The organism is Roseateles asaccharophilus (assembly GCF_031458115.1).
Classification (GTDB): Bacteria; Pseudomonadota; Gammaproteobacteria; order Burkholderiales; family Burkholderiaceae_C; genus Pelomonas; species Pelomonas asaccharophilus_A.
This window is the reverse complement of record NZ_JAVDXV010000003.1, coordinates 475,026-494,695: the sequence shown is the minus strand read 5'-3', so window position 1 is coordinate 494,695 and position 19,670 is coordinate 475,026. Positions and strand designations below refer to the sequence as shown.

The window sequence follows — 19,670 nt, the reverse complement described above, 5'->3', positions numbered from 1 at the left end:
TCCCGCAATGCCCGGAGCCCCCGCGATGCAGAACGTCCCCTGGCGTGGCGTCTTCCCCGCCGCCACGACCAAGTTCCATGCCGATGAAAGCCTCGACTTCGCCGGCACGGCGCGCCACATCGACTTCCAGATCCGCAACGGCATCCACGGTGTGGTCTGCTGCGGCTCGCTAGGCGAAGCCAGCACGCTGACGCTGGACGAGAAGCTGGCCGTTGCGCGCTGCGCGCTGGACGCCGCCAACGGCCGCGTGCCGGTGCTGGCCACGGTGTCCGAGCCAAGCACGCGCGAGGCGCTGCGTTTCATCGAAGGCGCCAACGCGCTGGGCGTGGCCGGCTACATGGTCATGCCCTCGGTCATCTACGTGGCCGACGCCCGCGAGGCCATGGCCAATGTGCGCAGCTACGCCAACGCCGCGCAGCGGCCGCTGATGGTCTACAACAACCCGGTGGCCTACCGCGTGGACCTGAAGCCCGAGCACTTCGCCGAGCTGGCCGACTGCGAGCATGTGGCCGCCATCAAGGAGAGCAGCGGCGACGTGACGCGCATCACTGACCTGCGCAACCTGCTGGGCGACCGCTACCAGCTCTTCATGGGCGTGGACGACCTGGCCTTCGAGGGCCTGGCGCTGGGCTGCGACGGGCTGCTGGCCGGCGTGGGCTGCGCCTTCCCGCGCGAGACGGTCACGCTGTTCGAGCTGATGCAGGCCGGCCGCTGGGACGAGGCGCGCGCGATCTACCGCTGGATGACACCGCTGCTACACCTGGACGTATCGACCAAGCTGGTGCAGAACCTCAAGCTCATCGACGCGCTGGTGGGCGTGGGCAGCGAACACATGCGCCGGCCACGGCTGCCGCTGGTGGGCACGGAGCGCGAGCACGTGCAGGCGCTGGTGGCGCGCGCGCTGGCGACGCGGCCCGAACACTGCCGGTCGCAGCCATGATGCGCCGCGTCCACGTCATCGATTCGCACACCGGCGGCGAGCCCACGCGGCTGGTCATCGGCGGCTTCCCCGACCTGGGCAAGGGCACCATGGCCCAGCGCCGCGAACTGCTGGCGCGCGAGCACGACCGCTTCCGCTGCGCGACGCTGCTGGAGCCGCGCGGCAGCGACGTGCTGGTGGGCGCGCTGCTGTGCGAGCCGCAGAACCCGGCGCATGCGACGGGCGTCATCTTCTTCAACAACGCCGGCTACCTGGGCATGTGCGGCCACGGCACGATAGGCCTGGTCGCGACGCTGGCGCACATGGGTCGCATCAAGCCGGGCCGGCACGTCATCGAGACGCCGGTGGGCGACGTCGTCGCGACGCTGCATGACGACCGCAAGGTCAGCGTGCGCAACGTGGCCTCGTACCGGATGGCGGCCGATGTGGCCGTACGCCTGCCCACGGGGCAGACGGTCACGGGCGACATCGCCTGGGGCGGCAACTGGTACTTCCTGTGCGCCGACCATGGCCAGATCGTGGACCCCACGCGCGTCGCCGCGCTGACCGATTACGCCGCGATGCTGGGCGAGGCCTTGCACGCGCAAGGCCATCGCGGCGCCGACGGCGCGCCCATCGACCACATCGAGCTGTTCGCGCCGGCGGATGCCGCCATCGCCGACTCGCGCAGCTTCGTGCTGTGCCCCGGCCGCCAGTACGACCGCTCGCCCTGCGGCACCGGCACCAGCGCCAAGCTGGCCTGCCTGGCCGCGGCGGGCAAGCTCGCGCCGGGCCATGTATGGCGCCAGGCCAGCGTCATCGGCAGCGTGTTCGAGGCCTGGTACGACGTGACCGAAGGCGGCTCCGGGGCCTGCATCACTCCCACCATCCGCGGCCGCGCCTTCATCAGCGCGGAGGCCTCGCTCATCATCGATCCGGCCGATCCCTTCGGTTGGGGCTTGGGCTGAAGCGCAGCGCTGGCGGCGCCTTAATCGCCGCGGCCGACAAAGGCGCGTATGGCCGCGATGCGGCCGTCGGCGTCGATGTCGAACACGTCGACGACGTAGAGGGTGTCGCGCCCGTCGACGACGATCTCCAGTTCCGCGGCCGCTCCGCCCTCGCGCTCGTAGGCAGCCAGCACGGCGATGCGCAGGCTCTGCACGGCCTCGAAGTTCTTGCGCGTCTCGGCCAGCGCCGCGGCCTTGCCAGCCACGCGGATCTTCCAGTCGCGCAGCGTGATGCCGTCGGCGAACAGCGGCTCGACGGCTGCGAGGTCACGCGCGGCGTAGGCGGCCAGGTAGGTGCGGATCAGGGTCAGATTGTCTTGAGTCATTTCAGCGACGTTGTCTTCCAGGTCATCCAGCAGCTGCGGCGCCGCATCACCAGTCGGCCTCCATCGTGCCGCCGTGCATCTGCATGCTGCGGTCGGTGTAGGCATGCACCTCGAACTTGTTGCCGTCGGGGTCTTGCAACCAGATCTGCCAGGTGTGGTCCCCGCCCAGCTTGGGAGCCGTGTACGCCACGTCCTGCACGTCGAGATGCGCCATCAGGCCGTCAAGGTCGTCCGTCTCCAGGCAGAAATGCACGATGCCGTTGTTGACCACCGCGCCGCGCCCGGGCTCCTCGAACACCTCGAGGTAACACTGGTCCGCCAGCTGCAGGTAGCGGCCGAAGTCGCGCCCCTGGCGCGTGAAGTGGAAGACCTCGGTGAAGCCCAGCTTCTTGTAGTACGACAGCGAGCGCTGCAGGTCGGTCACGTGCAGGCAGACATGGGCAATGCGCTTGAACAGCATCGCGGCTCCTCGAAAGCCGGGGCAAGCGGCGGGTTGCGGGAGCCGGATGCTGACAGATCTGCCTGAAACCTGCCTGTACCCGGCGGGACCGCGCTCAGCCGCGCGGCTCGCAGACATCGCGTCAGCACCCTCAACTTTGGGGATGCGCACTCGCAGCCGCGCACCGACTCTCGCGAGCCTTGAAGGTGGCGGCCGCGGGCCGCATGCGCAAGTCCAGGGAGGATCACATGGCCAACGGATTCCAGGTCGAAGGCAGCAATGCCAACGCACTCTTCACATTGAAGGTTCACCGCGGCGAGGGCATGGCGCTGCTGGCCATGAACTGGAAGCAGGGGAAGCCGCCACGTGACTTCGTCGGCTTCGCCATCGAGTACAAGGAGCCGGGCGGCAGCAAGTTCTTCTCCCTGAAGAATCGCATCACCTTCCCTGCCATGGACGGCTCGGTCAACCCGAACCGTCTGTCGACGCGGCTCTCGCCGATTCAGAAGTTCCGCTGGGTCCACTTCCCGCGCAACGCTGAAATGACCGGCGACTTCGTCTACCGGGTCAGCCCGGTATTCATGGATTCCAGCGGTGGACTCAGCTATGGCGAGCCGCAAGAGGTCGCCATCCAGCTTGCCCGTGAAACCTACCCCGGCAAGCTCAACATCACCTTCACCCGAGGCTTTGTGTCGTCACAGGCCTTTGTGGACAGGTACGTCAAGGAGGGACATGGGGTGAAGACGCTGCTGCCCCTGAAGTCCAAGGACGGACTGGACTTCAAGCCCAGCCACCCTGAAGCCGAGGAGGCATTGGCATGGATGGGTTTCGAGGCTCGTCACGCCATCCTCGAAGTGCTTGACGAAGCCATCGCCGACCCCACCGCCAAGGTCGATGTCGTCGCCTACGACCTCAGCGAGCGGGAGGTCTACCTCCGGCTGCGGAAGCTGGCCAAGCGGCTGCGCATCATCATTGACGACAGCGGGGAGCATGGCGAGGAGGACTCCGGAGAGTCGATCGCGGCGGACCGCCTCAAGAAGGCCGGTGCCGTCGTGAAGCGACACCACATGAGCAACCTGCAACACAACAAGACCATCGTCGTGTCCGGCAAGGTCAAGGCCGTGGTCTGCGGCTCGACCAACTACACCTGGCGCGGATTCTTCGTCCAGAACAACAACGCATTGATCGCCCGAGGCGCGGGTCCGGTGAAGGTCTTCCGCAAGGCGTTCGAGAACTACCTGGCCCACGACAGCAAGACGGGTTTCGGCAAGACGGATTCGGCGTCGTCGTGGCAAGCCCTGGGCATTGCCGGCGTGGACGCCAAGGTCACCTTCTCGCCGCATGGTGAGGACAACTCCGTGCTGGGCGACATCGCCAAGGATGTCCTCACGGCGAAGTCGAGTCTGCTGTACTCGCTGGCCTTCCTGGCGCAAACGAAAGGCTCGATCCGAGAAGCCGTGACGAAGGTGACCGAGAGCCCCGTCTTCACCTACGGCATGGCCGACCGCAAGGTGGAGGGCATCAAGCTGGAGACGCCGGGGGGCAACGCCTACCCCGTCTACCCGGCCGCGCTGGATGGCCATCTGCCCGAGCCGTTCAAGGCCGAACCGTCCGGCCTGTCAGGCGGCGTCGGCACACGGCTTCACCACAAGTTTGTCGTCGTCGACTTCGACACGCCTGCGGCCCGCGTCTACCTCGGGTCGTACAACTTCTCCAACCCCGCCGATCTGCAGAATGGCGAGAACCTGTTGCTCGTGCGCGATCGCCGCGTGGCCACGTCCTACATGGTGGAAGCGGTGCGCATCTTCGACCACTACCACTTCCGCGTGCTGCAATCGCAGGCCGGCGCAAAAACCAAGCTGCAGCTCGCGCCGCCTCCGGCCAAGGCTGGAGCAAAGACGTGGTTCGACGACTACTTCACTCGCCCGCAGAAGATTCGCGACCGCGAGCTCTTTGCCTAGCGAGTGCGCGATTCGAAAGGGGCATACGGCCGCCTCGCCGCGCACCGCTCAGCCACACTGCCCCACGTAGCCACACGCGGTGCAGAAGTCGCAACCGTCCTTGTGGATCATCGTCGCGTTGCCGCATTCCGGGCAGGGCTTGCCGGCCTGCACCTGCAGTGCGCCGGCGGATGCGGCCAGCTTGGGCGCCGGCGCCTGCAGCAAGCCCATGTCGGCCAGCGGCTGGCCCGCCTCGTCAAGGATGCCCAGCATCGCGTAGCGGTGGATGACCAGCCGCGCGACATAGGCCACCGTGGACGGCCAGACCTGCTGGCGGCGTTCACCGTTCAATGACGGCACCGGCGCCATGAAGTGGCCCAGCGGCTCACCGACGTTCAGCAGCTTGCGCAGCTTCATCGCGATCCAGCCGGGGTCCATCACGCGCATGTCCAGGCTCAGCAGGCGCGCAAGGCCGTCCAGCGCCTTGGGGTAGTTGCCCGAGAAGCCCATCGCGCAGGGGCGTGTCACCGTGCCGCCGTCCGGAGTGGGCAGCACCACCTCCTTCAGCGTCAGCGTGAACTGCTCGTTGGTGGCCGGGTTGTCCACGTCCACCGCCCAGGCCAGCGTGCCGGACGTGCCGGTGCGCGGCTCGTAGCGGCTGAACATCGCGTCCACCACCGGCGTGGCGCCGCCGTCGGCCAGCGCGCCGAGCTGCTCGCAGCGCCAGCGGATGACCGCCGCCGTCGCGGCCACGACGCCGGGGAACAGCCGCTTCTCGCCGCTAGGCGGCATGGGCATCTCGAAGGCGCGCTCCTCGGCCACGGTGGCGAGTGCGTCCAGCTTCAGGCGCAGCCAGGCGGCGTCGTTGGTACGCAGGTCCATGGACAGCGTCTTGGCCAGCGCTGACAGGCCGCGCGGCTGCTCGGCGCCATTGACCCAGACCTCGAACGGCAGGTTGCGGCCGAACAGACCGGCGTCGGGGCCTTCCAGCGGCAGCTCACCGATGAACAGCGCGAAGTCGCCGTGCGGATGCTGGATCAGATAGCTCCAGGCCGGGTTGCCGCCGGGCATGTCGGGGCGGCTGGGCCAGCGCAGCGATGCGACGACGGCATTGGGCAGGCGCTCGACGCGCAGGCGCTGGTTGGTGCCGTCGACTTCGGCGCGCAGCGGCTCGGGTTGCTTGACCTCCGGCGTGACGCTGAGCACCGAGCCCAACACGCTGTTGGGCCGGTAGGTGGCGAGGCCCTTGAGCTTGCTCTGCCAGGCCTGGATGTAGAGGTCCTGGAAGTCCTCATACGGGTAGTCGGCGGGCACGTTGACCGTCTTGCTGATGGACGTGTCGACATAGGGCGCCACGGCCGCCACCATGGCCGCATGGTCGGCCGCGCTCAGCTCCAGCGCGGTGACGAAGGCGTCGCTCAGCGGCGCGTCGGCACCGAACAGGTGGCGGTACAGCCGCCAGGCATGGTCCTCGACCGCGTACTCCTTGAAGCCGCCGCCTTCGGTCTGCGGCAGCCGCTTCTTGCGCGTGTAGGTCCACGAGAACGCCGGCTCGATGCCGTTCGATGCGTTGTCGGCAAAGGCCAGGCTGATTGTGCCGGTGGGCGCGATGGACAGCAGGTGGGAGTTGCGCAGGCCTTGCGCGCGGATCTTGTCCTTGAGCCCCTGTGGCAGGCGCGACGCGAAGCTGCCGCCGGACAGATAGAGGTCGGCGTTGAACAGCGGGAAGCTGCCGCGCTCGGCGGCGAGGTCGCTGCTGGCCGCATAGGCCGCGTCGCGCATGACTTCGCTGATGCGGCTGGCCATGTCGCGCGCTGCCTGCATGTCGTAGCGCAGGTTCAGCATCACCAGCGCATCGCCCAGGCCCGTGAAACCCAGGCCCACGCGGCGCTTGTTGCCGGCCTCCTGCGCCTGCGCGGGCAAGGGCCAGGGCGTCACGTCCAGCACGTTGTCCAGCATGCGCGTGGCCACGGCCACGACCTCGGCAAAGCCGGCCTCGTCAAACTGCGGCCTGGGCGAGAACGGATCGCGCACGAAGCGCGTCAGGTCGATGGAGCCGAGGCAGCAGCAGCCGTAGGGCGGCAGGGGTTGCTCGGCGCATGGATTGGTCGCCGCAATCGTCTCGCAGTAGTGCAGGTTGTTGTCGGCGTTGATGCGATCCAGGAACAGCACACCCGGCTCGGCGTGGTCGTAGGTGGAGCGCATGACCTGGTCCCACAGCTCGCGAGCGCGCACCTTGCGGTAGACCCACTGGCCGTCGCCGCGCTGGTAGGCACCGGCCGCGATCTGCTCGGCGCTGGGCTGGGCCTTGTGCGCCAGCTCGACGACGCCGTCCGCCTGCACGGCCTCCATGAAAGCGTCGGTCACGCCGATGGAGATGTTGAAGTTGCGCAGGTCGCCCTCGTCCTTGGCGTGGATGAAGGCCTCGATGTCGGGGTGGTCGCAGCGCAGCACGCCCATCTGCGCGCCGCGGCGGCTGCCGGCGCTCTCCACCGTCTCGCAGGAGCGGTCGAACACGCGCATGTAGCTGATGGGCCCGGACGCATGGCTGCGCGTGGAGCCCACCCAGGCGCCGGCCGGGCGGATGCGACTGAAGTCGTAGCCCACGCCGCCACCGCGGCGCATGGTCTCGGCGGCTTCGGTCAGCGCGGTGTAGATGCCCGGCACGCCGTCCTCGGGCGTCGCGATGGAGTCGCCCACGGGCTGCACGAAGCAGTTGATCAGCGTGGCCGACAGCTCGGTGCCTGCGGCCGACATGATGCGGCCGGCCGGCACGAAGCCGCGTTGCTGGGCGTCGAGGAAGGCGGCGGCCCATTTCGCGCGTTCGGCCGGTTTCTCGGCGGCGGCCAGCGCGCGGGCGACCCGCTCGCGCAGCTCGTCGGGCGTCTGCTCGCCGCCCTTGGCGTATTTCTCGATCAGGACTTCGCTGGAAATGTCCTGCACGGGCAGGTCGGTGGTCGTGCTCACGGTCGCCCCAAATGCTGTATGAAAATACAGTCTACGCCTGTCGGCGCATCCGGTCAGAACGGATTGATGCTCTTCTCGCGCCGGTAGTGGATGTAGCCCACGCTGGCCCCGGCGCGCAGGCCCACGCCCAGGCGTATGGGCGCCAGGGTGATGCCGTTCAGGCGCTGATAGTTGATGCCAGCGCCGCCGATGTAATAAAGGCTGCCGTCCACGCCGGGGAAGCGCTGGTAGATCGCGCTGGCCTTGGGCAGCTTGTAGACCAGCGTGAACACCTTGGACGCGTTGGCGCCCAGGTCGAAGCCGATGGACGGCCCGGCCCAGAACACCTTGTGCGCGCCGCCGCCCTTCATCAGCAGTTCGCCCTCGCCGTAGCGCAGGCCCACGGTGATGGCGGCGCCCGCCTCCTGGCCCTTCACATAGGCATTGGGGCGGCCCTGCTCCTTGAAGGCCTTCTCGATGACCTTGGCCAGGCCCTCTGTGGTCTGGCCGAAGAACTCGGTGGCCGCCTTCAGCACCGAATCCTCGTCGTAGGTGCTGTCCTCGTCGGTGGCCAGCGCCGGCAGGGCCACCGTGCCGGCCAGGGCGGCGAGCTGTTGAAGATGCTGGCGGCGGTCGATCATGGGGGCTCCTGGTGACATTCCCGAAGCGGCCCAGCATAAACAACGCAACGTGAACTTTCGCCGCCTTTTGCCCCTGCACACAACCTAGACTCAACGGACCATGTCGTCCAACCCCGACCTGCAGCGCCTGTCCGCTGCCCTCGAATACGTCGACCTTGCCGCCGGCCTGTACCTGGCGGGCGGGGCCGACCAGGCCGCGCGCCTACTGGCGGCGGCCGCCGAGCAGCAGCTGGGCGACCTGGTGCGCCTGATCGACGCCCCCAGCGCCACCATGGACACCCGCGAGCTTCTGGCCCGCGTGGCCCGCGCGCACCGGCCAGCCGTCGTCGCGCCGCGGCAGTCGGCCGAGCGCGGCTGGGACGACCAACCCACGCAGACCGACGCCGTGCGCGAGGAGACCGTGGCCTTCCTGCGCGCCGCCTGGTTCATGCTGGAAGCCATGGGCCTGGCCGCGCTGGCGCCCGAGCGACTGCAGGAGGCAGTGGACAACAGCACCGTCTTCGGCGGGGCTGGCGCGTTGGAAACCTTCGTCTAGCATCGGCGTTTCATCCCGCCCTGGGGAGACCATCATCAGCACCGAACGCCGCCAATTCGCCCGCGTCGCCTTCGCCGCCGGCGCCGAGCTGATCACCACGCAGGCCTTGCTGCACTGCCAGGTCATCGACGTGTCGCTGAAGGGCGTGCTGCTGCAGCTGCCCACCGGCGCCGTGCCGCAGGTGGGCATGCCCTGCCTCGTCAAGCTGCCACTCGGAAACCCTGAGGACGGCCTGGCCATCGCGATGGCCGGGGAGCTGGCCCATGTGGAGGGCGGCCATGCCGGCGTGCTGTGCCGCAGCATCGACCTGGAGTCCATCACCCATCTGCGCCGTCTCATCGAGGTCAACCTGGGCGACGCGGCGGCTTCTGAACGCGAACTCAAGGCGCTGATTGCCGCGGCTGGCGCCAGCTGATCCGACTTCGTCGCATCGCGCCCCGGCCCGCGCGGCACCGCCCACAATGGGTGCAATGGAGGACCTGACCCCACTGCAAGCCTTTCGGCGCGTCTGCAATCTGCGCATGCTGGCGGGCGTCTATTACTTCTGCCTGCTGTACGCGGTGTCGCGCTCGCTGACCTGGTATGGCGAAGAACGCGGCGACCTCTACGACTTCCTGTTCTCGCTGATCCGCTTCAGCCGCCAGACGCTGCTGACCGGCGTGTCGCTGCTGCTGATGGTGGCGCTGGCCGAGGCGCTGCTGGCCGGCCGGCGCTGGAAGCTGCCCGCGTCCCTGACGCTGCAGGCGCTGGCCGTGGGCACCGGGGCGGCGATGGGCACCTACTTTCGCTGGGCCATCACGCTGCTGGAAGACCCGACCAACAAGCTCAAGCCCGGCTGGTTCCTGTCCACCATCACGATCTGGACGCTGCTGGGCGGCATGGCCTATGCGCTGCTGCAGGTCAGCCGCGCACAGCGCAGCGGCCGCGAGCAGCTGACGCAGCTGTTCCGCGAGCGCGAGACGCTGAAGGCGCAGCAGACCGAGGCGCAGCTGTCGGCGCTGAACGCGCAGATCGAGCCGCACTTCCTGTTCAACACGCTGGCCAACGTGAAGCGGCTGTATGAGACCCAGCCCGAACGCGGCCGCAACATGCTGGTGGCTCTGATCGCCTACCTGCGCGCCGCGCTGCCTGGCATGCGCCGGCATGAGTCCACGCTGGCCGACGAGCTGGAGCTGGTGCGCCACTACCTGGCCATCCTGCAGATGCGCATGGGCGAGCGGCTCTCCTTCGACATCGACGCGCCGGCCGCGCTGCTGTCGGCCCACCTGCCCACACTGGTGCTGCCCACGCTGGTGGAGAACGCGATCAAGCACGGCCTGTCGCCGCTGCCCCAGGGCGGGCACATCGCGATCCGCGCCCGGCCGGAGCCCGGCGGCGGCCTCAGCATCGAGGTGGCCGACAACGGCCAGGGCTTCGGCAGCGCCAGCGGCGGCGCAGGCGTGGGCCTGGCCAACACACGCGCGCGGCTGGCGGCCCGCTTCGGCGACGCGGCCGCGCTGGAGCTGGAGGCGGCCCAGCCGCGCGGCGTCATCGCGCGCGTGCGCCTGCCCGCGGAGGCTCTGTCGTGATCCGCCACTTGCTGCGTTCCTGGGCCTCGCTGCGCTGGCAGGAGGCGCTGGTCTTCGTCACGGCGGGGCTGCTGTTCGGCGCCGTCGACCTGACCTCGCTGCTGGAGTTCAACCCCGGCGACCAGCTGCCGCAGGTGCTGGCCCGCCACCTCAGCGTGCCGCTGCTCAGCTGCATCGTGCTGCTGCTGTGCTGGCTGCCGGCTGCGCGCAGCAGCCCCATCCACCCGGCGCGGCGCGCGCGCCTGGTGATGGCCACGCTGCTGGGCTCGGTGCTGGCGATCGCCATCATCTACCCGCTGATCGCCGCGATGCCCTGGCCGTCCATGTGCGACCTCTATGTGGCCTTCCACGGCAAGCCCAACAAATGCACCAACCACCGCATCACGGCCCTCATCGGCGACGCGCTGTGGGTGTTCATGCCGGCGCTGATGATCGTGGGCGTGCTGGAGTTCCGCGCGCTGCGCCGCCGCCAGGACCAGGCCGTGCAGGACCTGCTGCGCGAGCACAGCCAGCTGCGCCGCAACGCACTGGCCTCGCAGCTGGCGGCCATGCAGGCCCAGGTGGACCCCAAACTGCTGTTCGACGCGCTGATCGCCGTGGAGCAGGCCTATGCGCGCCAGGATCCCGACGCCAGCGCACGGCTGGAGCGGCTCATCGGTCACCTGCGCGTGGCGCTGCCGCGGCTGCGCGACACCGGCGCCTCGCTGGCCGGCGAGGCCGAGCTGATCGCCAGCTACCTGACGCTGCTGCGCGACCTGGGCGGCACGCCGCCCACGCTGGACGTCGAGCTAGGCCCGCACGGCAACCGCTGCCTGCCGCCCATGCTGCTGCTGCCGTTGGTGCAGCGCGCACTGCGACTGGGCCACCCGACCCGCTGCTGGCTGCGCGCTGGCCCGCCGCTGCGCCTGGGCTTCGATGAAGCCGGCCTGTGCAGCGACGACGCCGAGCTGGCCTCGCTGCGTGAGCGCCTGGCCGTGCTGGACGCGAAACTCAGCTGCCACAGCGCCGACGGGCGCACCGAGTTCACCCTGAACCTGCCGACATGAGCCTGTTTGCACCCACGGCCGTTGTTGCCGAAGACGAGGAAGCGCTGCGCGGCGAGCTGGTCGAGCAGCTGGGCAAGCTGTGGCCGGAGCTGAGCATCGTCGGCGAGGCCGCCGACGGCCTGGAGGCGCTGCGGCTGCTGGACCAGCACCGCCCCGACATCCTGTTCCTGGACATCGAGATGCCCGGCGCCAAGGGCATAGACGTGGCCCGCGAGGCCAACGGCCGCGCCCATGTCGTGTTCGTCACCGCCTACGACCAGTACGCCATCGCCGCCTTCGACCAGGGCGCCGTGGACTACCTGCTGAAGCCGCTGGCCGGCGCGCGGCTGTTCACCGCCATCACGCGGCTGAAGGCGCGGCTGGGCCAAGGCCAGCCACCCGCCGGGCTGGGCGGCGTGCTGGACCAGCTGGACACCCGCCCAGTGGCGTCGGCCGGCCGCGCGCCGCTGCGCTGGATCAACGCGTCGGTGGGGCAGACGCTGCGCCTCATCACCGTGGACGAAGTGATGTTCTTCCAGAGCGACAACAAGTACACGCGGCTGGGGCTGAAGGATGGCGAGGCGCTGATCCGCAAGCCGTTGAAGGAGCTCATCGACGAGCTGGACCCGCAGCAGTTCTGGCAGATCCACCGCTCCACCCTGGTCAACGTGAACTCGATCGCCAGCGTGGGCCGCGACTTCCGCGGGCGCATGCAGATCAAGCTCAAGCATGGCAATGAAATGCTGCTCGTTGCCGAGAGCTGTACGCATCTGTTTCGGCAGATGTGAGTTCTCCGGCAGCTGACGGTCCGCTAGGACATCGACATCCCGCCCGGCTTCGGCGCCGGCGGCACGTCCGCCTTGGGTCGCGGCAGGAACAGCTGCAGCGTCAGCCGTGGCGGCGCGTTGGGCGTGGTCATCGTCACGCTGTGCCACTCGGTGTCGGTCATCAGCGCATAGGCGTTGAACTGCGGCCGGATCATCTGGCACTTGACCGGCGGTGCCGACCAATCATGGCGCTCGATGCCCAGGCCCCAGTCCTGCCAGCAGAACGCGCCGCCGTGGTCGGGGTTCCACTCCTGGTTCAGGTAGATGGTCATCGAGTACTTCTCGATGAAGTCGCTGTGCCACGGGATGTAGCTGCCCGCCGGCCACGCGTAGAACATCACCGTGACGCCTTCGTGCCGGTAGGGCAGCTTGCCGCGCTCGTGCAGCTCCGCCAGCAGGTCGTTGGAGAAGGCCTGCTCGATGGGATGCAGCATGACCGGCGCGCTCTGGTGCACGATGCCGGCGTCCCAGATGTTCAGGTTGGTGTTCCAGCAGGCGTCCTTGCGGCGCGCCTCGATGTACTGGAACAGGCGCTGCAACGTCGCATCAGACAGCGCATCGCGCCCGTGGATCACGGCCATGGCAAACACTCCTGCATCGGCAAAACGGCGCCGAGTATGCCGACCGGCTTCGACGTCGGCATCGGGACCGGGTCCCGGGAAACCCTTGTCGCCGGCTTGACGCTGTCCCCTGTTCCAGCGCCGCAGAATCCCTGAAAACAGGAGACCCCCCATGTCCGACAGCCACTACCGCATCTGCCCCTTGTGCGAGGCCTGCTGCGGCCTGGAGATCAAGACCGAAGGCGCCCAGGTCATCAGCATCCGCGGCGCGGCCAACGACGTCTTCAGCCACGGCTACCTGTGCCCCAAGGGCGTGAGCCTGAAGGACTTGCATGAAGACCCCGACCGGCTGCGCACGCCGCTGATCAAGCGCGACGGCCAGTTCGTCGAGGCGAACTGGGACGAGGCCTTTGCCGAGATCGAACGCCGGCTGCTGCCCGTGTTCCGCGAGCACGGACCCGACGCCGTCGCGCTGACCATCGGCAACCCGGCCGCGCACAAGGTGAGTCTCCTCGCCTACACGCCCCGCCTCGTTCGCGCGTTAGGCACGCGCAACGTGTTCAGCGCGTCCACGCTGGACCAGATGCCCAAGCAGCTCAGCGCCGGCCTGATGTTCGGGCACTGGCTGAGCATCCCGCTGCCCGACATCGAGCGCTGCGACTACCTGCTGATGCTGGGCGCCAACCCCATGATCAGCAACGGCAGCCTGTGGACCGTGCCCGACTACCGCGGCAAGGCCAAGGCCATGCGCGCGCGTGGCGGGCGCATCGTCGTCGTGGACCCGCGCCGCAGCGAGACGGCCGCGGCCGCCGACGAGCATCTGGCCATACGCCCCGGCGGCGACGCGCTGCTGCTGGCCGGCATCGCGCACACGCTGTTCGGCGAGGGGCTGTTGAAGCTGGGCCGGCTGGCCGAGCACGTCAACGGGCTGGAAGAAGCGCGCGCCGCGCTGCAGCCCTTCGCGCCCGAAGTCACCGCCGCCGGCTGCGGCATCGCGGCCGACGTGCAGCGCCGCATCGCGCGCGAGCTGGCCGCGGCGCCCCATGCGGCGGTCTACGGCCGCATCGGCACCTGCACGACGCGCTTCGGCACGGTGAACTCCTGGCTGGTGGACCTCATCAATGTGCTGACCGGCAACCTGGATCGCGAGGGCGGCGCGATGTTCGCGAAGTCCGCCGCGTTTGCGTCCAACACGCAGGGCAAGCCTGGCAGCGGCAAGGGCGTGACGACCGGCCGGCGCGCGAGCCGCGTGTCCGGCGCGCCCGAGGTGTTCGGCGAGCTGCCCATCACCGTGCTGGCCGAAGAGATCGAGACCGCCGGCCCCGGCCAGGTCCGCGCGCTGATCACGGTGGCCAGCAACCCGGTGCTGTCAGCGCCGGGGGGCCCCCGCATCGCGAAGGCGCTGGAGCAGCTGGACTTCATGCTGAGTCTGGACATCTACGTCAACGAGACCAGCCGCCATGCCGACGTCATCCTGCCGGGGCTGTCGCCGCTGGAGGACCTGCACTTCGACGTGGCCTTCCCGCAGCTCAGCTACCGCAACCACGCACGCTTCTCAGGCCCGGTGTTCGACGCCCCCGCAGGCACGCCGCAGGAGTGGCAGACCATCCTGCGCCTGTGCGCGCTGCTGGAAGGCCGCGGCCTGGATGTCGACGTGCAGCAGCTGGACGACGAGGCGATTGAATCGGACGTGCGCCGCTTTGCTGGCGAGCAGACGCCGGCCGTGCTGGCCGCGCTGCAGCCCTGGCGCGGCCCCGAGCGGCTGGTGGACCTGCAGCTGCGCATCGGCCCCTTCGGCGACCAGTTCGGTCGCAAGCCCGATGGCATCAACCTCGCGAAGGTCAAGGCCGCCAGCACCGTTGAAAGCGGCGGCGTGGACCTGGGCGCGCTGACGCCGCGCATCCCCGAGCTGCTGCGCACGCCCAGCGGCAAGGTCGAGCTGGCGCCGCCGTCCATCCTGGCCGATCTGGCCCAGGTGACGACGCAGCCCGCGCCCGCGTTCAGCCTCATCGGCCGGCGCGACACGCGCTCGGGCAACAGCTGGATGCACAACCTGCCGGTGCTGGCCAAGGGCCCGGAGCGCTGCACGCTGCTGGTCAACCCGGGCGATGCCGACCGGCTGGGCCTGGCCGAGTTCGCCAAGGTCAAGAGCGCCGTGGGCGAGCTGATCGCACGCGTGGAGCGCAGCGCCGACATGAGCCCCGGCGTCGTCAGCCTGCCGCACGGCTGGGGTCACGACCTGGACGGCGTGCAGCTGGCCGTCGCGCGCGAGCGCCCCGGCGTCAACATGAACGCGCTGCTGGACGACGCGGCGCGCGACCCGCTGAGCGGCAACGCCGTGCTCAGCGGCATCGCGGTGGAGATCACTGCCCCTTGAACAGCCCCTGGAAGGGACGCGACACGGCCAGCGTGTCGGCCGAGCCGCGCAGCCGCAGCAGCATGCCGCCGTCGTCGTCGCGCACGGCGCTGGCGATCTGCGCGCTGGCCACCACGGTGGAGCGGTGCACCTGCTGGAAGCGCGCCGGGTCCAGCTGGGCCAGCAAGTCCTTCAGCGGCGTGCGCAGCAGCGCGTCGCGCTGCTCGCCGGCCTCGGCGTAGACGACACGCGTGTAGCGGCTGTCGGACTCGAAGTAGACGACGTCGGCAACGCGGATCAGCCGCACCTCCTTGCCCACGCCGGCCTGCAGCGTGTCGGGCCAGGCCGGGCGGCGCTGGCTGCTGGAGAGCTGCGCCAGCAGGCGCTGCAGCGCGTCGCCGTCGGCCGCCGGGCGCTGCTTCAGCCGCGCGACGGTCTGCGCGAGGCGCTCGGGGTCCAGCGGCTTGACGAGGTAGTCCACCGCGCCGGCATCGAAGGCCTGCAGCGCGTGGTCGCCGAACGCGGTGACGAACACCACCGGGCAGCGGCCGGCGATGCGGTGCGCGACGTCGATGCCCGACAGGCCCGGCATGCGGATGTCCAGGAAGCACACATCGGGCTCGTGCGCCAGCCACTGGTCCCAGGCGTCGGCGCCGTGCTCGGCCTGCGCCACGATGCGGGCCTCGGGCCACGCCAGTGCCAGCGCCTCGGCCAGCTGCTCGCGGGGCGCGGGTTCGTCGTCGGCAATCAGGATGCGGGTCACAGGGTCTCCGGGGTGATGGTGATCTCGGCACGGGTGCCACCTTCGGCACGGTGCTGCAGCGTGAAGCCGGCACGGTCGCCGAAGTGGTGCTTCAGCCGCTGGCGCAGGTTGGCCAGGCCCACGTCGTCGGCCGCATCATCGGCCAGCCCCAGGCCGTCGTCGTCGACACGCAGCCACCAGCGACCGTCCGGCTCGTGGCCGCCCTCCAGGCGCAGCCGGCCGGCGCCTATCCGGGGCTCCAGGCCGTGCTCGACGGCGTTCTCCACCAGCGTCAGCAGCAGGCCCGGCGGCAGCTCCCGTGGCATCAGCGCGGCCGGCACGTGGATCTCGCCCTGCACGCGCCCCGCCAGACGCGCATCCAGGATGGCCAGGTAGTGGCGCACGGTCTGCACCTCGTCGGCCAGCGGCACCGTGGGGCGGCCCAGCATCTCGGTGCTGCGACGCAGGAAGCCGGTCAGCTCGCGCAGCAGCGGGCCGGCGCGCTCGTCACGGCGGTCCACCCAGTGCTGCAGCGTGGCCAGCGTGTTGAAGACGAAGTGCGGGTGGATCTGCGCCTGCAGCAGCCGCAGGTCGGCCTCGGCGGCGGCGCGGGCGGCGGCGTCGCGTTCGGCCACGAGCTGCAGGCGGGCCAGTTGGCGCTCGCCCGCCGCGCGGCCGGCGCGGGCCACCACGCCCAGCAGCAGCAGGATGCCCCCCCCGATGGGCACGATGGCGAACAACATGCGCTGCAGGCGCTCGACATCCAGCGCGGCGTCGAGGCCGTGCATGCCCATCCGTACCAGCACGGCGGCCGTCACACCCACCGCCAACCCACGCACGAAGCCGCGCACGAGCTTGTTGGGTGCCATCTTCTGCGGCGCCAGCCAGGCGCCCAGCAGCGCGACGCTCAGCCCGATCCAGACGGCTGCGGCAATGCCCAGTGCTTCACCCCAACCGCGCCCCTGGTCGTGCAGCCAAAGGGCCGCGCCGACCAGCACCAGCAGCCAACCGGCCCAGGCCCACGGGCCTTGGCGGGAGTAGAGGTAGGCATCGGCCAGCTCGACCCGCTCGCGCAGCGTCGGTTCGTCGCGGCCGATGCGCTCGTAGTGCGGAAGGGCCCAGCGGTAGTACCAGCGCTGGAAGCGGTTGCCGGTGGCGAGGGGGTTGGTGGTGTGCATGGCCGGCAATCTAGGGGCGGGCCAAGGGGCCGCTGTCGATGGACCGGCGAATCGCATCTGGCGCTGCATGAAACACCGCCGGACCTGCACGAAGCGCCGCCTGTGTCCCGCTGGACACAAAGCGGCTCAACGCCAGACACGCGCCGCGGTCACAGTCCGCCCCAGGCAACGCGGCAGATGTCACGCGCCCTTGGCGGGGCGACACGCACATTCAAGCCCCCGCGCCTAGACTGCTTTCCATCAACCCAGAGGGCAAACCCGTCGAAAGGCGGGGACGCAAAGCTTCCGGCCTACCGCACATCGAGTGCCATGGCAGCGGGGCCGCCAAGGCCGCAAGGTCTTGTCGGGCGTGGCCCTCTTCACTGCAAGACCCGGCCATGCGCAGCACCTCCCTCTCCTGGACCCTGGGCCTCCTGACCGCCGCGGCGCTGACCGCCTGCGGAGGCGGCGATGGCAGCAGCAGCGACGCCAGCGTGACGACCCAGTCCGCCGAGCTACCCGGAAGCGCCACGCTGAGCGTGGGCCTAGACGACCCAGCCGCCGGCGCGCTGGCCCAGCCCAGCTTCCACGCCGCCGCCGTGGAGCTGGACGAGCCCGACAACGCCATCGAGCCTCACCGCACCCTTGCCTCGTCCGGCCTGTCCACCAAGGGCCTGACGCTGGATGTGCTGGACGCCGCCGTGCGCCGCCGCGCGCTGGCCGGTGGCGAGGCCGCGCCGCTGGCGACCAGCACGGTGGTGACGACCTACACGCCGGCGCAGGTGCGCGCCGCCTACGGCCTGCCGGCGCTGACGGCGTCCTCCGCGCAGCTGGGCGCCGGCCAGACGATCTACATCGTCAACGCTAAGCACGACCCCAACATCGCCGCCGAGCTGGCCGCGTTCAACAGCAAGTTCGGCCTGCCCACGTGCACCACGCGCACGCTGGCAGCCACCGCCACGCTGCCGCTGGCCGCCGCGTCCAAGAGCGCCTGCGAGCTGGTCATCGCCTACAGCACGGCCGCCGGCGCACTCACCGCCACGGCCCCCGCCTACGACAGCGGCTGGGCCACCGAGATCGCGCTGGACGTGCAATGGGCGCACGCCATCGCACCGCTGGCGCGCATCGTCCTCATCGAGGCGCCCGACGCCAGCGTCAGCAGTCTGTCCAACGCCGTCGCGCTGGCCAACAAGATGGGGTCGGGTGTCGTGTCCATGAGCTTCGGCGCCGCCGAGGGCAGCTGGACGACCGGCTACGACAGCGCCTTCTCCACCGCCGGCATGACCTACCTGGCCGCCACCGGCGACGACGGCACGCAGGTGCTGTGGCCGTCGGTGTCCAGCAAGGTGCTGGCCGTGGGCGGCACGACGCTGACCTACAGCGGCAGCGGCAGCGGTACGCGCAGCGAAACGACCTGGAGCGGCACCGGCGGCGGCACCAGCGCCTATGTGGCGCTGCCCAGCTACCAGAGCGGCAGCATCGGCGGCTATGCGCGCCGCGCGGTGGCCGACGTGGCCTTCAACGCCGACCCCAACTCCGGCCAGTACGTGGCCCTCATCGCGCCCGGCACGACCGCCACGCGCTGGATCAGCGCCGGCGGCACCAGCCTGGCCACGCCGCAGTGGGCCGGCCTGGTCGCCATCGCCAACGCGATGCGCGCCGCCAATGGCAAGGCCGCGCTGGGCCCCACGCATGCCGCGATCTACCAGCAGATCGGTGCGGTGCCGACCGTCTACGCCGCCGCCTTCAAGGACGTGACCACCGGCAGCCACGGCACGTGCGCCACCTGCGCCGCCGTGACGGGCTACGACACGCCCACCGGCTGGGGCACGCCCAACGCCGGTGCGCTGCTGACCAGTCTGGGTGCCGCCGCCAGCGGCACGACGACGCCCACCACCGTCACGGCGCCGCGGCTGACGACGACCCGCCTCAGCGGCGTGGCGGCCCAGGCCATGAGCGCCAGCATCGGCTACAGCGCGCCCAGCTCCAGTTCGCTGTCCATCGGCATCGCCGGCGTGCCCAGCGGCATGACGTTCACGGCGGCCAGCGGCGCCATCGCCGTCAGCTGGCCCAAGCCGGTGACCGGCAGCTACACGCTGACGGTGACGCTGAAGGACAACCTGGGCCAGACGGCCACCGGCACGGTGGCGGTGACGATCACCGCGAAGTAACCGACCCCAAAAAGAACAACGCCGCCCGAAGGCCAGAAACAACAACGCCGCCCGAAGGCGGCGTGGTAACTCCGTCCGGCGCGATCAACGCAGGCGGTCCGTCTCCAGTTGCACCTTGTCGACGCTGCCGTCCACATTGCGGTGCAGGCGCACGCGGCGCATGCCGTCGGGGCTGACCAGCAGTTCGCTGTTCTCGGCGCGCCAGTTCTCCAGCGGCGTCTCGTCGACGGCAACGCCCACGCGGCGCACGCCGACATGGACGCGCAGCGTGCGGCCGTCGTCCAGCAGGTACTCGCCCTGGGCCAGGCGCAGCATGACCCGGTCGGTCACGGCCGGCACGGTGGGTTCTTGGGCACTCGCGGGCGCGGTCAGCGTCATCAGGGCGAGCAGGGCGGCCGACAGGGTGAGCGGTCGCAGATTCTTCATGGTGGGTACTCCTTTAAACCCGAGGCCAGTCGCCTCGGCAACCCACTAGTGCAAACCCCATGCCAGCTTTTCTATACGTGTTTTC

At 69.8% G+C, this 19,670-nt stretch carries 18 protein-coding genes and 1 riboswitch; of the genes, 10 read left to right on the top strand and 8 right to left on the bottom strand.

The genetic code is table 11. The features are described 5' to 3' along the window. Window positions 1-25 precede the first annotated feature (25 nt). Together J2X21_RS10680 and J2X21_RS10675 are read left to right on the top strand one after the other, a co-directional pair. Window positions 26-940, top strand: a complete 915-nt coding sequence (locus tag J2X21_RS10680; protein WP_310328243.1) for a dihydrodipicolinate synthase family protein — start codon at window positions 26-28, stop codon at window positions 938-940. Continuing rightward, on the top strand, window positions 940-1,887 hold the full coding sequence (locus J2X21_RS10675) for a 4-hydroxyproline epimerase (RefSeq protein WP_310328351.1): 948 nt from the start codon (window positions 940-942) through the stop codon (window positions 1,885-1,887). The genes J2X21_RS10680 and J2X21_RS10675 overlap by 1 nt, the downstream gene beginning before the upstream one ends. Before the next feature lie 20 nt (window positions 1,888-1,907). Here the strand turns inward: J2X21_RS10675 and J2X21_RS10670 are convergent, their stop codons facing one another. After that, the gene (locus J2X21_RS10670) at window positions 1,908-2,252 is read right to left on the bottom strand and encodes a nuclear transport factor 2 family protein (protein WP_310328240.1); all 345 of its coding nucleotides are present in this window, start codon (window positions 2,250-2,252) and stop codon (window positions 1,908-1,910) included. Between the two features lie 46 nt (window positions 2,253-2,298). Next, entirely contained in the window at window positions 2,299-2,712 is a 414-nt protein-coding gene (locus J2X21_RS10665) for a VOC family protein (protein ID WP_310328237.1), read from the bottom strand. A 227-nt stretch (window positions 2,713-2,939) separates the two neighbouring features. On the opposite strand from J2X21_RS10665, the gene J2X21_RS10660 reads away from it, so the two are divergent. After that, window positions 2,940-4,652 (top strand): phospholipase D-like domain-containing protein, encoded by a 1,713-nt coding sequence (locus J2X21_RS10660; protein ID WP_310328234.1) that lies wholly within the window; start codon window positions 2,940-2,942, stop codon window positions 4,650-4,652. Window positions 4,653-4,700: 48 nt separating this feature from the next. Here the strand turns inward: J2X21_RS10660 and J2X21_RS10655 are convergent, their stop codons facing one another. Beyond that, on the bottom strand, window positions 4,701-7,598 hold the full coding sequence (locus J2X21_RS10655) for an adenosylcobalamin-dependent ribonucleoside-diphosphate reductase (protein ID WP_310328233.1): 2,898 nt from the start codon (window positions 7,596-7,598) through the stop codon (window positions 4,701-4,703). A gap of 53 nt (window positions 7,599-7,651) precedes the next feature. Then, window positions 7,652-8,218, bottom strand: coding sequence for a DUF1134 domain-containing protein (locus tag J2X21_RS10650; protein WP_310328230.1), 567 nt, complete (start codon window positions 8,216-8,218; stop codon window positions 7,652-7,654). A gap of 100 nt (window positions 8,219-8,318) precedes the next feature. Here J2X21_RS10650 and J2X21_RS10645 point away from each other — a divergent pair, with 100 nt between their 5' ends. The 5 genes from J2X21_RS10645 to J2X21_RS10625 are packed head-to-tail and all read left to right on the top strand — an operon-like array spanning window position 8,319 to window position 12,134. Continuing rightward, on the top strand, window positions 8,319-8,753 hold the full coding sequence (locus J2X21_RS10645; RefSeq protein WP_310328228.1) for a hypothetical protein: 435 nt from the start codon (window positions 8,319-8,321) through the stop codon (window positions 8,751-8,753). Between the two features lies 1 nt (window position 8,754). Next, window positions 8,755-9,168, top strand: coding sequence for a PilZ domain-containing protein (locus J2X21_RS10640; protein ID WP_404666565.1), 414 nt, complete (start codon window positions 8,755-8,757; stop codon window positions 9,166-9,168). 55 nt (window positions 9,169-9,223) lie between these two features. Further along, window positions 9,224-10,321, top strand: coding sequence for a sensor histidine kinase (locus tag J2X21_RS10635; protein WP_310328226.1), 1,098 nt, complete (start codon window positions 9,224-9,226; stop codon window positions 10,319-10,321). Then, a complete protein-coding gene (locus J2X21_RS10630) occupies window positions 10,318-11,367 on the top strand; it encodes a sensor histidine kinase (protein ID WP_310328223.1) in 1,050 nt (349 codons plus the stop codon). The genes J2X21_RS10635 and J2X21_RS10630 overlap by 4 nt, the downstream gene beginning before the upstream one ends. Next, the gene (locus J2X21_RS10625) at window positions 11,364-12,134 is read left to right on the top strand and encodes a LytR/AlgR family response regulator transcription factor (RefSeq protein ID WP_310328221.1); all 771 of its coding nucleotides are present in this window, start codon (window positions 11,364-11,366) and stop codon (window positions 12,132-12,134) included. The genes J2X21_RS10630 and J2X21_RS10625 overlap by 4 nt, the downstream gene beginning before the upstream one ends. A 23-nt stretch (window positions 12,135-12,157) precedes the next feature. Here the strand turns inward: J2X21_RS10625 and J2X21_RS10620 are convergent, their stop codons facing one another. Continuing rightward, complete coding sequence (locus J2X21_RS10620; protein WP_310328218.1) at window positions 12,158-12,754, bottom strand: 2OG-Fe(II) oxygenase; 597 nt, start codon at window positions 12,752-12,754, stop codon at window positions 12,158-12,160. Between the two features lie 151 nt (window positions 12,755-12,905). Here J2X21_RS10620 and J2X21_RS10615 point away from each other — a divergent pair, with 151 nt between their 5' ends. After that, the gene (locus tag J2X21_RS10615; RefSeq protein WP_310328215.1) at window positions 12,906-15,110 is read left to right on the top strand and encodes a molybdopterin-dependent oxidoreductase; all 2,205 of its coding nucleotides are present in this window, start codon (window positions 12,906-12,908) and stop codon (window positions 15,108-15,110) included. Here the strand turns inward: J2X21_RS10615 and J2X21_RS10610 are convergent. Next, complete coding sequence (locus J2X21_RS10610; RefSeq protein WP_310328211.1) at window positions 15,097-15,852, bottom strand: LytR/AlgR family response regulator transcription factor; 756 nt, start codon at window positions 15,850-15,852, stop codon at window positions 15,097-15,099. The two genes, J2X21_RS10615 and J2X21_RS10610, sit on opposite strands and share 14 nt — an antisense overlap. Further along, window positions 15,849-17,009 (bottom strand): sensor histidine kinase, encoded by a 1,161-nt coding sequence (locus tag J2X21_RS10605; protein ID WP_310328208.1) that lies wholly within the window; start codon window positions 17,007-17,009, stop codon window positions 15,849-15,851. Before J2X21_RS10605 ends, J2X21_RS10610 begins: the two co-directional genes overlap by 4 nt. Before the next feature lie 241 nt (window positions 17,010-17,250). Beyond that, window positions 17,251-17,338, top strand: a riboswitch (cyclic di-GMP riboswitch). 48 nt (window positions 17,339-17,386) lie between these two features. Here J2X21_RS10605 and J2X21_RS10600 point away from each other — a divergent pair. Next, window positions 17,387-19,159: a S53 family peptidase gene (locus J2X21_RS10600; protein WP_310328204.1), complete on the top strand. Its 1,773-nt coding sequence runs from the start codon at window positions 17,387-17,389 to the stop codon at window positions 19,157-19,159. Window positions 19,160-19,243: 84 nt separating this feature from the next. On the opposite strand, the gene J2X21_RS10595 is transcribed toward J2X21_RS10600, so the two are convergent. Continuing rightward, on the bottom strand, window positions 19,244-19,585 hold the full coding sequence (locus J2X21_RS10595) for a hypothetical protein (RefSeq protein ID WP_310328200.1): 342 nt from the start codon (window positions 19,583-19,585) through the stop codon (window positions 19,244-19,246). Window positions 19,586-19,670: the final 85 nt, after the last annotated feature.